This window comes from Pseudomonas sp. S5F11, assembly GCF_019641515.1.
In the GTDB taxonomy this organism is placed as follows: Bacteria; Pseudomonadota; Gammaproteobacteria; order Pseudomonadales; family Pseudomonadaceae; genus Aquipseudomonas; species Aquipseudomonas rhodesiae.
The window spans coordinates 2,857,638-2,871,270 of the sequence record NZ_JAIFJZ010000001.1 but is presented as its reverse complement, the minus strand read 5'-3'; the positions used below and the strand labels follow the sequence as shown (position 1 = coordinate 2,871,270).

The following is a 13,633-nucleotide window of genomic DNA, read 5'->3' as shown; positions in this document are numbered from 1 at the left end:
GGCAGCAAAAGATAAGTGCCTGAAGTTATTGCGTTTCTATTACAGCGTTATGACGGAGTCAGTGGATTCCGGTGAAAAGATGGCACTTTGCTTTGACGTGCGCGCCGCCTGTACGCGGTTGCGTCCTCCACCTTTGGCGCGGTACAGCGCCTCGTCGGCCTGGGCCGCCATCATCAGGCTGTCGGAACCGTCGCACAACTCCACCAGGCCGGCGCTGAAGGTGCACCACAGATCATGGGGCTGGGCGGGGTAGTGGATTTCGGCGAAGCGTTCGCGAATTTCATCCAGCACCTTGCAGGCCGATTCCAGGTCGGTGTCGGGCATGACGATGGCGAACTCCTCACCGCCGTAGCGCCCGATAAAGTCGGTCTTGCGCAACCGCTGCTTGAGAAACAGCGCCAGGCTCTTGATCACGCGGTCGCCCATCGGGTGGCCGTGGCTGTCATTGACGCGCTTGAAGTGGTCGATATCGAGCATGGCAAAGCTCAGCGGCTTGTTTTCACGGCGCGCGCGGAAGCTGCAGTCTTCGAGCAGTTGCAGGATATGGGTGTGGTTGTACAGACCGGTCAGGCTGTCGCGCACCATCCGCGCCTTGAGGTTACGGGCGCGGGCCGCGCGGTTGCGCACGGTGGTGATCAGGTGGCGCGGCTTGATCGGCTTGGTGAGGAAGTCGTCGCCGCCCTCGCTCATGGCATCCAGTTGCTTGTCCAGATCGTCCTCGGCCGACAGGTAGATGATCGGCACGCTCACATAACGGTCATTGTGGCGGATCACCTTGGCCAGCTCGGTGCCGGTGCAGGCGGGCATGTACATGTCGAGGATGATCAGGTCGGGCTGGAAATCCGCCAATTCGGCCATGGCCTGGATCGGCTCGATCAAGGTGCGGGTGACGATGCCGGCGCTGTTGAGCAGGCGCTCGGTGTGCAGGGCCTGGGCCCGCGAGTCATCAATGATCAGCACTTTATAAGGTTCGTACTGGGCGACGCAGGTCAGCACTTCGATCTTTTCCAGCAGGCTGGAGGCTTCCAGCGTGCCGGTGAGGAATTCCTGGCCCCCGGCGCGTACGGCGGCCAGGCGTGTGGGGGTGTCGGTTTCGTGCAGGCTGAAAAACAGCAGCGGCAGTTTTTGCTCCAGGCCCTCTTGGGCTTCGGCGGCGAGCTTGAGGCCCAGCCCGGTGCCGCAGAAATCCACGTCCATCACGATGGCGGATGGCAGACGCTCGGCCATGGACGAGCGAAATGCCGCTACGCTGTCCAAGGATTGGGCGCTCATCCCAAAGAACTCCAACTGCTTGGCCAGTCGCTCGGCGCGGTCGTGGTCGGCCAGCATCACGTAGATCGGCTTGCGCATCGGCGGCAGAACGGTTTGTTCCAGTTGGTCGCCCTGACGCAGGCCGGTGCGGGACAGGCGCTGCATCAAGCGGTTGAGTTCAGTGATCAAATGGCTGCTCAGGCGGCCGCGGTTCTCGTCCACCGCTTTAAGGGATTCGCCGATATGGTGAGCCAGTTGACCGTGCTCTGGCTGCTCAAAGCGCTCGGCAAAACGCAGCAAGCGCAAATTGGCCTCGCTGAGTTCGGAGAGGTCGGCGCTCGACCATTCGCTGCGTTGCAGGCGCTGCCAGATCTCAAGAATTTGACGTGCCTGATGAATTACCCGCTGGGCAAAATGCTGCTTGAGACGCTCACGGCTGGGGTCTTCTGGCTCGGTCATATCCTGACTACTTGGTGAAGGTGCATGCTGAAGTCGACTGATGGCTCTATGCTAGCACCTCTTTTCATGCCAATGAGTGTCATACGTCAATTAACTGTGCGTCTTCGGCATTCAGTTACTGACTCGATGGTCGCGCGGCAAAAAAAACGTGCATCCTTATATAGTTGAATGTGCCGGTTGCGCCAGTTTGGATAAAAGCCCCGCACCGGCGGGCACGATGGGGTAGGGTTGTGGTCGGAGTGTTTTGAACGCACGCCCTCAATTCAAGTGCATGAACTCAAGTGATTGAAAGGATATCGCCATGCTGGACTGGAAAAACCGTGCAGGCAGTGCCACCGGCCCCGCGCCTGAACCCAAATCGACTAACCGCGGCTATTTTCGTACGCTGCTGATGAGTCGGGCCGTACTCAGCGTACTCGGCCTGTATCTGTTGGTCACCGGCGCTCTGGGCTGGTACTGGAGCGAAGAGCCGGCGCTGTTTCCGGTCCAGCAAAACGCGCAGATCGCTGCCGAAAAAGACGGCAAGCAGATGGTCGTGGGCTTCACCACCGTTGAAACCCTCAAGACTGTGGTCGGCACGCTGTTGAACAAGCCCGGTGGCTACATTTCCAACGACCGCTTCCCGCCGGGCCTGTGGATGGACAACATGCCCAGCTGGGAATACGGCGTGCTGGTGCAAGTGCGCGACCTGACTCGTGCCCTGCGTAAAGACTTCGCCCGCTCCCAATCCCAATCGGCTGAAGACGCTGACTTGGCCAAGGCTGAGCCACGCTTCAACTTCGACAACAAGAGCTGGGTGCTGCCGTCCAGTGAGTCTGAGTACCAGGAAGGCATCAACTCCCTGAGCCGCTACGAAGCGCGCCTCTCCGATCCCAACCAGAAAGGCGCGCTGTTCTACGCCCGCGCCGACAACCTGAACAATTGGCTGGGCGATGTCGCCACGCGCCTGGGTTCGTTGTCCCAGCGCCTGTCGGCCAGTGTCGGTCGGGTAAAACTCAATACCGCGTTGAAAACCGAGGCGCTCGCCCCGGGTGAGGTGCCGCAGGTCGACGAAGAAGTGGTGGAAACCCCATGGATGCAGATCGACAACGTGTTCTACGAAGCCCGTGGCCAGGCCTGGGCACTGTCTCACCTGCTGCGCGCGATCGAAGTCGACTTTGCCGATGTGCTGGCCAAGAAGAACGCCACCGTCAGCGTGCGCCAGATCATTCGTGAACTGGAAGCCTCGCAAGAGCCGGTGTGGAGCCCGATGATCCTCAATGGCAGCGGTTTTGGCGTGCTGGCCAACCACTCGCTGGTCATGGCTAATTACATTTCCCGAGCCAACGCTGCGGTGATCGACCTGCGTCAACTGCTCAACCAGGGTTGATGATGGATGCCAGTCAACGGGAGGAGGCCCATCGCGCGGCCTCCGATGCCGAACTGATCTGTTGGGTCGACGAGCAGGACAACCTGCTCGGCCACCTCGTCAGGTCCGATCTGCGCGCGCGTGGATTGATCGGCCGCTGCACGTTTATCTTCCTCTTCAACTCCAAGGGTGAGCTGTGCGTGCATCGGCGTACTCTGAGCAAAGCCTTGTACCCAGGGTTCTGGGACACGGCGGCGGGTGGAATGGTCGCGGCGGGTGAGTCTTACGCGGTCTCGGCGGCCCGTGAGCTGGAAGAGGAGTTGGGCGTGGGCGGGGTGGATCTGGTAGAACATGACCATTTCTATTTCGAGGATGGTGACAGTCGGCTCTGGTGTAAATCCTATTCAGCCGTGTGGGATGGCCCTCTGCGGTTACAGCCAGAAGAGGTGATGGAGGCGCGCTTTTTACCCATCAGCAAAGTCTTGCAGGACGCCAAGAAAAAACCTTACTGCCCTGACGCCCAAGAGGGCTTGCGTCGCTATCTGGCCTTGCGTCGCTAAAGTTGCATGAATTGGCGCCATTTGGCTCTTAGCAAGCGTGCTTTTTGCCGTTACACTGCGCGACTTTTCACCCGCGTCGCTTTGGCGATGCGGTAGCGCTGCCCCTGCCTGAGTGGGGCTTCGCGGTCGGCTGACCCTTTTGGGGGCCGATCAGTCTTCATCCTCCCAAGAGGATTGCCGGTGGCCAAAAAAGCCGCATCCTTCGCCGCCCTTGGTGGCCTGGTATTTTCCACCGACGCAGGTCGACACTGCCCGGACTGTCGTCAGCCCGTGGACGCCTGCATCTGCAAACAGACCCTGATTCCCGAAGGCGACGGTATTGCCCGCGTGCGACGCGAGAGCAAGGGCCGCGGCGGCAAGACGGTGACCACCATCACCGGCGTGCCCCTGGCCGCGGAGCCCCTCAAGGAACTGGCCACCACGCTGAAAAAGCGCTGTGGCACCGGTGGTGCGTTGAAAGACGGCGTCATCGAGATCCAGGGCGACCACGTCGAGCTGTTATTGGCCGAGCTGATCAAGCTGGGATACAAGGCCAAAAAGTCCGGCGGCTGAGCCTCTTACCGGCCAGTGTCTAAACTCTGTCCTGCGAGTGGGGTCTACCTCTCTTACAGGCAAATCGTCATTTTCATTCTTTAGACTGCGCCGGCCTCGAACCCGAGGCGGTGCCTTCGACTTCATTTATAGGGGACTTCGATGTCCGTACGACGCACACGCAAAGACGATGGCAGCCAATGGACCGTTGCGGACAGCCGCAGTGTTTATGGGATCCGCCATTGGGGGGCCGGGTATTTCGCGATCAATGACGCCGGTCGCGTTGAAGTTCGTCCGAACGGCCCGAACAGCACGCCCGTCGACCTTTACGAGCAAGTCGACGAGCTACGCAAAAGCGGGCTGTCGCTGCCGCTGCTGGTGCGCTTCCCCGACATCCTGCAAGACCGTGTGCGCCAACTGACCGGTGCTTTCGATTCGAACATCGAACGCCTGGAGTACCAGAGCAAGTACACCGCGCTGTACCCGATCAAGGTGAACCAGCAGGAAGCGGTGATCGAGAACATCATCGCCACCCAGAACGTTTCCATTGGCCTCGAAGCCGGCTCCAAGCCCGAGCTGCTGGCCGTGCTGGCGTTGGCACCGAAGGGCGGCACTATCGTTTGCAACGGTTACAAGGACCGTGAGTTCATCCGTCTGGCGCTGATGGGCCAGAAGCTGGGCCACAACGTGTTTATCGTGATCGAAAAAGAATCCGAAGTCGGCCTGGTGATCGAAGAGGCCGCGAGCCTCAAGGTCAAGCCTCAGGTGGGCTTGCGCGTGCGCTTGTCGTCCTTGGCGTCGAGCAAGTGGGCGGACACCGGTGGCGAGAAATCCAAGTTCGGTTTGTCGGCCGCGCAGTTGCTGTCGGTGGTCGAGCGCTTCCGCGCCGCAGGCCTGGATCAGGGCATTCGTCTGCTGCACTTCCATATGGGCTCGCAGATCGCCAACCTGGCCGACTACCAGCACGGCTTCAAAGAGGCCATTCGTTATTACGGCGAACTGCGTAACCTCGGCCTGCCGGTGGATCACATCGACGTCGGCGGTGGCCTGGGCGTGGACTACGACGGTACTCACTCGCGTAACGCCAGCTCCATCAACTACGACATGGACGACTACGCCGGCGTGGTGGTGGGCATGCTCAAGGAGTTCTGCGACGCGCAGAGCCTGCCGCATCCGAACATTTTCTCCGAAAGCGGCCGTTCCCTGACCGCTCACCACGCCATGCTGGTGGTGCAGGTGACCGACGTCGAGAAACACAACGACGAAATCCCGCTGATCGAGAACAAGGAAAGCCTGCCGGAAACCGTGCAATGGCTGGTGGACCTGCTCGGCCCGACCGACATCGAGATGGTCACCGAAACCTACTGGCGCGCCACCCACTACATGAGTGATGTGGCCACCCAGTACGCCGACGGCAAACTGACCCTGGCGGAAAAGGCCCTGGCCGAGCAGTGCTACTTCGCCGTGTGCCGTCGCCTGCATAACTCGCTGAAAGCCCGCCAGCGCTCGCACCGCCAAGTCCTGGACGAACTCAACGACAAACTGGCCGACAAGTACATCTGCAACTTCTCGGTCTTCCAGAGCCTGCCCGACACCTGGGCCATCGGCCAAGTGCTACCGATCCTGCCGCTGCACCGTCTCGACGAAGAGCCGCTGCGCCGTGCGGTGCTGCAGGACCTGACCTGCGACTCCGACGGCAAGATCAAGCAATACGTCGACGAGCAGAGCATCGAAACCAGCCTGCCGGTACACGCCCTGAAGGAAGGCGAGGACTACCTGCTGGGTATCTTCCTGGTCGGCGCCTACCAGGAAATTCTCGGCGACATGCACAACCTGTTCGGCGACACCGACTCGGTGAACATCTACCAGCGTGAAGACGGCACGGTGTACAGCGCCGGGATCGAAACCCACGACACCATCGAAGACATGCTGCGCTACGTGCACTTGTCGCCGGAGGAGTTGATGACGCACTACCGTGACAAGTGCGCCAGCGCGAAGATCAGCGCGTCGGAGCGCACCCAGTTCCTGGACGCGTTGCGTCTGGGGCTGACGCGTTCGTCCTACTTGTCTTCCTGATACCGTCTTGAGCGACGCACGGTGTTTTCCGTGCGTCGTATCGGCGGGCGCTTCAGTGCACTTTCAGGCACACACTGTGCCCGCATTGAGCGGTGTTGAACTCAAGGCTAAGTCGGTCAATTCTGTCAACGTTACCGTTTCTACGGTGCACCATGACGACTCGGTCATCAATGGGCAGCTCAACTCGACCTTTTGGCGCAAGTTGGTGAACATCGGCTTCTTGGGTGACTATCAGATTGAACTGGCTGCTGTTTTCCACCTCCAGCATGCCCTGAACATTGGCCGGCCCTTGCCCATTAGTGCAGCCAGCAGTGGTTGCGAGTGTGCAAGCGGCGGCCATCCACAGTGCTTTCGTGATGTTCATATCCGACTCTCCTTGAATGTATGGGATGGGGATTACCCATGGCCATTCAACGCCCGGCGGGTCGGTTTGTAACCTGTGAAAACTAACAGGTCGGATCGCCAAACCATTGGTTCTTTTTGCTCAAGCGCCACGCGATAACCCACAACGTGAAACTGCGCAGCGCCATAAACAGCAGGAAGGTTATCCACAACCCGTGATTGCCCAACCCCTGCAAGACCCACGCGAACGGCAGCACGATCAATACCGTCAACAACATCCCATCGCGCATTTCCCGCGCCCGCGTAGCACCGATAAACAGCCCATCCAGCAGATAACTCCACACCGCAATCAAGGGCAGTACCGCTAGGTAAGGCAGGTAGATGTCCGCGGTTTCGCGCACGCTGGGGATATCAGTCTGCATGGCGATAAACAGATGGCCGGCGACGGTGAACAACAATGCAAATCCAAGGCTGGCGATCAGTGACCAACCACCGGCCACTACCAGCGAACGCCGCAGGGTTTGCCGGTCCCGTGCGCCGATGGCGTGACCGCACAGTGCCTCCACCGCGTGGGCCAGGCCGTCCAGGGCGTGGGCGGTCAGCAGTAGGCCGTTGAGCAGTAGCGCATTGGCCGCCACGGTGGCGTCGCCCAGGCGCGCGCCTTGCACCGTGATCATGAAAAACACCGACTGCAACGCCAGGCTGCGGATAAAAATGTCGCGGTTGACCGCCAGCAACGGGCGCCAGCTCTGCCAGCGCTTGAGGGCCGCCCAGGCGATATTCCCGGGGTAGGCGCGTAGGGCTTTTTGCGTGAGGGCCAGGCCAAGCAAGGCACCGGTCCACTCGGCGATGACCGAGGCGCGTGCCGACCCCGCCACGCCCCACTCCAGGCCAAGCACGAACCAAAGGTTCAGGGCGATATTGACCAGGTTGGTGGTCAGCAGAATCGCCAGCGGCGCGCGGGCGTTCTGCGTGCCGAGGAACCAGCCAACCAGCGCATAGCTGGCCAGTGCAGCGGGCAGGCCGAACAGGCGGGTGTGGAAAAAATCCCGGGTCAGTTGATTCAGTTGCGCGGACGGCTGCATCCATTCCAGTGCCATATGGCTCAGGGGAATGCCCACCGTGCCCAGCAATATGGCCAGCCCAAGCGCCAGCAGCAAGCCTTGCAGCAGGATCTGTCGCAGCGCCGCGCCATCCTTGCGCCCGGCGGCCTGAGCGGCGAAACCAGTGGAGCCCATACGCAGAAAACCCATGGCCCAGGCCAGAAAGGTGTACAGGCTGGCACCCACGGCCACCGCGCCCAATTGGTGGGCATGCGGCAAATGGCCGATCACCATGCTGTCGACCAGGGCAACCAGCGGCACCGAGATATTCGACAGAATCATCGGCGCAGCCAGGGCCCATACGCGGCGGTGGGTGGGGCGGTCGCGCCAGTCGGTCAGTAAGGTGGACATGCAGGCTCCTTGGGGGAACGACATTGTAACCATCCATTAGCCATGCAGCAGAGCCAATGTGGGAGGTGGCTGTGGGATTTGGCTGGGGGGTTCAAACGGCTGCGAACCAACCCACCCTCCGTCGGTCAATGTGACCAGCACCACATCGGCCCCGCTCGGGCTGATATATAGTTCACACCCCCGGTTCCCTCTGACAACGAGTGCCCCATGCTTAACAAAGGATTGTTCCTGGCCTGCGCCCTGGCCCTGCTGAGCGCCTGCGATTCTTCCGATAAACCCACTGCGCCCACCGCACCCGTGGCGACCACCAGCACCGCCCCCAAGCCGATCAAAGCGGCGGTGGATGTGGCGGCGCTGAAGCAGCGCTATGCCGGGCGTGAATTAAGCGTGGTAGACGTGTCCGAGGTGCAGTTGGACGGTGCCAGCACGCTATCGGTGAGCTTCTCCATTCCCCTGGACCCGGAGCAGAAGTTTGCCGACAAGCTGCACCTGGTCGACAGTAAGTCCGGCAAGGTCGACGGCGCCTGGGAACTCTCCGATAACCTGATGGAATTGCGCCTGCGTCACCTCGAACCGCAGCGCAAACTGGTGCTCACCGTCGACGCCGGGCTCAAGGCCGTCAACGATAATAAACTCGCCGCCGAGCACATCGCCCGCCTGGAAACCCGCGACCTGCAAGCCACCGTTGGCTTCGCCAGTCGCGGCACCCTGCTGCCGACGCGCCTGGCCGAGGGCCTGCCGGTGATCGCGCTGAACGTCGACAAAATCGACGTCGAATTCTTCCGCATCAAGCCCGAGTCCCTGCCGTCGTTCCTGGCGCAGTGGGGGCGCAATACCAGCCTGCAAAGTTACGAGTCCCGCGAGTTGCTGCCCATGGCCGATCTGGTCTACGGCGGGCGTTTCGATTTGAACCCTGCGCGCAATACCCGCGAAACCCTGCTGCTGCCGATCGCTGGCCTCAAGCAATTGCAGCAGCCGGGCGTATATCTGGCGGTGATGCGTGCGTCGGGCACTTATAACTATTCCCAACCGGCCACGCTGTTCACCCTGAGCGACATTGGCCTGTCGGTGCACCGCTACAGCAATCGCCTCGACGTCTTTACCCAAGCCCTGGAAGGCGGCAAAGCCCTGGATGACGTGGACCTGGAAGTGCTGGACGGCGATGGCCGCGTGCTGGCCGAGGGCAAGACCGAAAAGGGCGGCCACGCGCAGTTGCCGCTGCCGAAAAAAGCCCAGGTGTTGTTGGCCAAACAGGGTGAGCAGACCAGCCTGTTGCGCCTGGATAGCGCCGCGCTGGACCTGGCCGAATTCGACATCGGCGGCCAGCCGTCCCACCCCTTGCAGTTCTTTGTGTTCGGCCCGCGCGACCTGTATCGCCCAGGCGAAACCGTGCTGCTCAACGCCTTGCTGCGAGACAAGGACGGCAACACGGTCAAGCCGCAGCCGGTGAGCGTCGAAGTGCGTCGTCCGGATGAACAGGTCAGCCGCAAATTCGTGTGGGATGCCGACGCGTCCGGCCTCTATCAATACGCCCTGCAATTGGCCGGCGAGGCGCCGACCGGGCGCTGGCAGCTGGTGTTCGACCTGGGCGACGGCAAGCCGCAGTTGTACGAATTCCTCGTTGAAGACTTCCTGCCCGAACGCTTGGCCCTGGAACTCAAGGGCAGCGACACGCCGTTGAGCCCGGCGGACAGCCCGCAAATCCAGCTCACGGGGCGCTACCTCTACGGCGCGCCTGCCTCGGGTAACCGGGTGAGCGGCCAGGTTTATGTGCGGCCGTTGCGCGAGGCGGTCAAGTCGCTGCCGGGCTACGAGTTCGGTTCCGTCACCGAGGAGGACCTGAGCCAGGATTTCGAGATCGACGAGAACGTGCTCGACGCCAAGGGCCAGGAGGTCCTGAGCCTGGAGAGCAAGTGGGCCGAGGCCAAGTCGCCGCTGCAACTGATCGTGCAGGCCAGCCTGCATGAGTCGGGCGGGCGGCCGATCACACGGCGCCTGGTGCAGCCGATCTGGCCGGCCAAGCAACTGCCGGGCCTGCGCGGGCTGTTTGACGGCAAGGAAACCAATGGCGACGGCCCGGCGGAGTTCGAAGTGTTGCTGGCCAACCAGGACGGCCAGAAGCTTGCCGCGCCCAACCTCAAAGTGCGCCTGGTGCGCGAGCGCCGTGACTACTACTGGAACTACTCCGACAACGACGGCTGGAGCTACCACTACAACGAAAAATTCCTCAACCTCGACGAGCAGACCCTCAACATCAAGGCCGGTGATACCGCCAAGGTCAGCTTCCAGGTGGAGTGGGGGCCGTATCGCGTGGAGGTCGAAGACCCGCAGACCGGCCTAGTCAGCAGCCTGCGTTTCTGGGCCGGTTATCAGGCCCAGGACAACACCGAAGGCGGCGCCGTGCGCCCCGATCAGGTCAAGCTGGCGCTGGATAAGCCAGCCTATGGCGATGGCGATACCGCTAACATCACGGTCACGCCGCCGGCCGCCGGTAAGGGCTACTTGCTGGTGGAATCCGCCGAAGGGCCGCTGTGGTGGCAGGAAATCGACGTGCCGGCCGAAGGCAAGAGTTTTGCCGTGAAGCTTGACCCGAAATGGTCGCGCCATGACCTGTATGTCAGCGCCCTGGTGATTCGTCCCGGCGAGCGCAAAGCCAATATCACCCCGAAACGCGCGGTGGGCCTGCTGCACTTGCCCCTGGATCGCACCCAGCGCAAGCTCGGCGTGACCCTCAGCGCTCCGGAAAAAATGCGTCCCAAGCAACCGCTCACGGTGAAGGTCGCCGCCCGGAATGCCGATGGCAGCGTGCCTAAACAAGTACATGTGCTGGTGGCAGCGGTGGACGTGGGCATCCTCAATATCACCGAATATCCGACGCCCGACCCGTACGCCAGCCTGTTCGGCCGTAAGGCTTATGGCGTGGATCAGTTCGACATCTACGGCCAGTTGATCGAAGCCGGCCAGGGCCGTCTGGCCAGTCTGGCGTTCGGCGGTGACGCGGCGTTGGCCAAAGGTGGCAAACGCCCTGACACCAGCCTGACCATCGTGGCGCTGCAAAGCGCGCCGGTGACGTTGAATGACAAGGGCGAGGGTGAAGTCAGCGTCAATATTCCTGATTTCAACGGCGAGTTGCGCCTGATGGCCCAGGCTTGGAGCGATGACCGCTACGGCATGGCCGAAGCCAAGACCGTGGTCGCCGCGCCGCTGGTGGCCGAACTGTCGGCGCCGCGCTTCCTGGCCGACGGCGACCAGACGAGCCTGGCGTTGGACCTGTCCAACCTGTCGGGCAAGGCGCAGAAGCTCGATGTGCAACTGAGTGCCGAAGGCCAATTGGAACTGGTCGATGCCGGCGCGCAATCGGTCGAACTCAAGCAAGGCCAGCGCACCACGCTGCGCATCCCGGTGAAAGCCTGGGGCGGGCTGGGGCAGGGTAAGCTCAAAGTGACCGTCAATGGCCTGGACCTGCCGGGCGAACAGCTGCCGCCGTTCAGCCGCGAATGGACGTTGGGCGTGCGCCCAGCCTACCCGGCGCTGCTCAAGCATTATCGCGCGGTGCTCAAAAGCGAACCGTGGAACTTGCCCGTTGGCACGCTGGATCAATTCGATGCCTCGGGGCGTGAAGCCTTGCTGAGCCTGTCGAGCCGGCCGCCGTTGAACCTGGGCGCGCAGATCAGTGCGCTCAAGGCCTATCCCTATGGTTGCCTGGAGCAGACCGCCAGCGGCCTATATCCCTCGCTGTATGCCGATGACGCGTTGCTCAAGCGCCTGGGTATCAAGGGTGAGTCGGACGCCGAGCGCAAGCGCAAAATCGAACTGGGCACCGAACGCCTGCTGGGCATGCAGCGCTACAACGGCAGCTTTGGCCTGTGGGGTGCCGATGGCGAAGAGGAATATTGGCTGACCGCATACGTCACCGATTTCCTGCTGCGCGCCCGTGACCAGGGTTTTGCCGTACCGGCCGAGGCCCTGAAAAAAGCCAGCGAGCGCCTGCTGCGTTATGTGCAGGAGCGCAACCTGATCGACGTCGACTACAGCGACAACGCCGACCACACCCGCTTCGCCGTGCAGGCTTATGCCGGCATGGTCCTGGCGCGCAGCCAGCAGGCGCCGTTAGGGGCGTTGCGCAGTCTGTTCGAGCGGCGCAGCGATGCGCGCTCGGGGTTGCCGTTGGTGCAGTTGGCGATTGCCCTGCAGAAAATGGGCGACCAACCGCGTGCCGATCAAGCCTTGCTCGCCGGCCTTGCCGCACAGCGCAGTAACAAGGATTGGCTGGCCGATTACGGCAGCCCATTGCGCGATCAGGCGATGATCCTGGCGCTGCTTGAAGAAAACGACCTAGCCAAGGGCAAGCGCGAGGAGCGGCTGTTTACCTTGTCGGATCAATTGGCGGCCAGCCCGTATCTGTCGACCCAGGAGCGCAATTCGCTGTTCCTCGCCGGGCGTCTGGGGTTCGCGCAACCGGAGGCCAACTGGCAAGTGTCGCTTACCGGCAGCGGCGGGGTGCATGAGTTGAATAATCAGCAGTCGACACTGGCATTGGACGGCAAGCTGCTGTCCGCCGACCTGGCCCTGAGCAATCAGGGGGAGACGCCGGTGTACCAGCAACTGACGATCTCCGGTTACCCACAAGTCCCACCGGCACCGGGGGGCGACAACCTGAGCATCCGCCGCGAGTACCTTGGCATGAACGGTCAGCCGTTGAACCTGCGCAACCTCAACAGCGGCGACCTGGTGCTGGTGCATGTGGCAGTTAAAGCCAAGCAACGGGTGCCGGACGCTCTGGTGGTGGATTTGCTCCCCGCAGGCCTGGAGCTGGAAAACCAGAACCTGGCACAAAGCGCCGCCAGCCTGGAAAACGCCAGCAGCCAAGTGAAGGAGTGGCGTGAGTCGATGCAGAACGCATCGCTCAAGCACCAGGAGTTCCGCGATGACCGCTACGTGGCGGCCTTGAGTCTGGACAGCGATGTCACCACGCACCTGCTGTACCTGGCGCGTGCCGTAACCCCGGGCACCTATCGCGTGCCGCCGCCGCAGGTGGAGTCGATGTATCGGCCGAACTGGCAGGCGGTGGGTGAGACCCCGGCGGATCTGGTGATCAAGGGGCGCTGATTTCTCAACTCGGAATCGGCGCTAATGTGAGAGGGAGCTTGCTCCCGATGGCGGTGGGTCAGTTGCCAGGTGCGTTGACTGGAACGCTGCTATCGGGGCAAGCCCCCTCCCACAGGGGGCTGTGGCCTGCTTAACGTTAATGCACGACCCAACTGAGCAGCCACAGGCCGAGCATCAGCCAGATGATGCCCATGATTATCGACGCCCGCATAAAGGCGCGTACGGCCGAGTAGAGCAGCATCAGGCCGATGATCAGGGTGATGATGCTGATGATCGAAGTGTCCATGCCCAAGGTGCGGGACAGGCCTTCGACGAAGTTGCTGCCGGCGTGGGTCAGGGCGCCGAACAGTCCGCTGAGGCCGTCGACGATAAAGCGGATGACGGAACCGAGCGCCTGGCCCAGCCATTCGAAGAAGCTTTCTACCTGCATATATGTGTCCTGATCAGAAGGTGGGCGGGTGTGTGCCTTTGGTTGTTATTGCAGCGGGCTAGTTCCCCACAAG

Annotated in this window: 9 protein-coding genes; 5 read left to right on the top strand and 4 right to left on the bottom strand. The window is 61.8% G+C overall.

Features of this window, described 5'->3' with window-relative positions:
• Positions 1-39: 39 nt before the first annotated feature.
• Positions 40-1,710, bottom strand: coding sequence for a PleD family two-component system response regulator (locus K1567_RS13050; protein WP_034095687.1), 1,671 nt, complete (start codon positions 1,708-1,710; stop codon positions 40-42).
• Positions 1,711-2,011: 301 nt separating this feature from the next.
• Here K1567_RS13050 and K1567_RS13045 point away from each other — a divergent pair, with 301 nt between their 5' ends.
• From K1567_RS13045 to speA, 4 genes are all read left to right on the top strand, one after another.
• Positions 2,012-3,079 (top strand): DUF2333 family protein, encoded by a 1,068-nt coding sequence (locus K1567_RS13045; protein WP_034095688.1) that lies wholly within the window; start codon positions 2,012-2,014, stop codon positions 3,077-3,079.
• A 2-nt stretch (positions 3,080-3,081) separates the two neighbouring features.
• The gene (locus K1567_RS13040; RefSeq protein WP_047881384.1) at positions 3,082-3,618 is read left to right on the top strand and encodes an NUDIX hydrolase; all 537 of its coding nucleotides are present in this window, start codon (positions 3,082-3,084) and stop codon (positions 3,616-3,618) included.
• A 180-nt stretch (positions 3,619-3,798) separates the two neighbouring features.
• Complete coding sequence (locus K1567_RS13035) at positions 3,799-4,170, top strand: translation initiation factor Sui1 (protein ID WP_034095690.1); 372 nt, start codon at positions 3,799-3,801, stop codon at positions 4,168-4,170.
• Positions 4,171-4,311: 141 nt separating this feature from the next.
• Positions 4,312-6,225 carry an arginine decarboxylase gene (gene speA, locus K1567_RS13030; protein WP_047881383.1) on the top strand — a complete coding sequence of 638 codons (1,914 nt, stop codon included), beginning with the start codon at positions 4,312-4,314 and terminating at the stop codon, positions 6,223-6,225.
• 52 nt (positions 6,226-6,277) lie between these two features.
• Here speA and K1567_RS13025 read toward each other — a convergent pair whose 3' ends face one another.
• Positions 6,278-6,589, bottom strand: coding sequence for a hypothetical protein (locus K1567_RS13025; protein WP_047881382.1), 312 nt, complete (start codon positions 6,587-6,589; stop codon positions 6,278-6,280).
• 82 nt (positions 6,590-6,671) lie between these two features.
• Positions 6,672-8,021 carry an MATE family efflux transporter gene (locus K1567_RS13020; RefSeq protein WP_220698551.1) on the bottom strand — a complete coding sequence of 450 codons (1,350 nt, stop codon included), beginning with the start codon at positions 8,019-8,021 and terminating at the stop codon, positions 6,672-6,674.
• Between the two features lie 207 nt (positions 8,022-8,228).
• Between K1567_RS13020 and K1567_RS13015 the strand changes: the two genes are divergently transcribed.
• Entirely contained in the window at positions 8,229-13,130 is a 4,902-nt protein-coding gene (locus K1567_RS13015) for an alpha-2-macroglobulin (RefSeq protein ID WP_220698550.1), read from the top strand.
• A gap of 136 nt (positions 13,131-13,266) precedes the next feature.
• On the opposite strand, the gene K1567_RS13010 is transcribed toward K1567_RS13015, so the two are convergent.
• Complete coding sequence (locus tag K1567_RS13010; protein WP_034095695.1) at positions 13,267-13,560, bottom strand: hypothetical protein; 294 nt, start codon at positions 13,558-13,560, stop codon at positions 13,267-13,269.
• Positions 13,561-13,633 lie beyond the last annotated feature (73 nt).

Coding starts and splice junctions, on each gene's coding strand:
- K1567_RS13010 (WP_034095695.1), bottom strand. CDS start 13,560: ATGCAGGTAGAAAGCTTCTTCGAATGGCTGGGCCAGGCGCTCGGTTCC.
- speA (WP_047881383.1), top strand. CDS start 4,312: ATGTCCGTACGACGCACACGCAAAGACGATGGCAGCCAATGGACCGTT.
- K1567_RS13050 (WP_034095687.1), bottom strand. CDS start 1,710: ATGACCGAGCCAGAAGACCCCAGCCGTGAGCGTCTCAAGCAGCATTTT.
- K1567_RS13025 (WP_047881382.1), bottom strand. CDS start 6,589: ATGAACATCACGAAAGCACTGTGGATGGCCGCCGCTTGCACACTCGCA.
- K1567_RS13020 (WP_220698551.1), bottom strand. CDS start 8,021: ATGTCCACCTTACTGACCGACTGGCGCGACCGCCCCACCCACCGCCGC.
- K1567_RS13015 (WP_220698550.1), top strand. CDS start 8,229: ATGCTTAACAAAGGATTGTTCCTGGCCTGCGCCCTGGCCCTGCTGAGC.
- K1567_RS13040 (WP_047881384.1), top strand. CDS start 3,082: ATGGATGCCAGTCAACGGGAGGAGGCCCATCGCGCGGCCTCCGATGCC.
- K1567_RS13045 (WP_034095688.1), top strand. CDS start 2,012: ATGCTGGACTGGAAAAACCGTGCAGGCAGTGCCACCGGCCCCGCGCCT.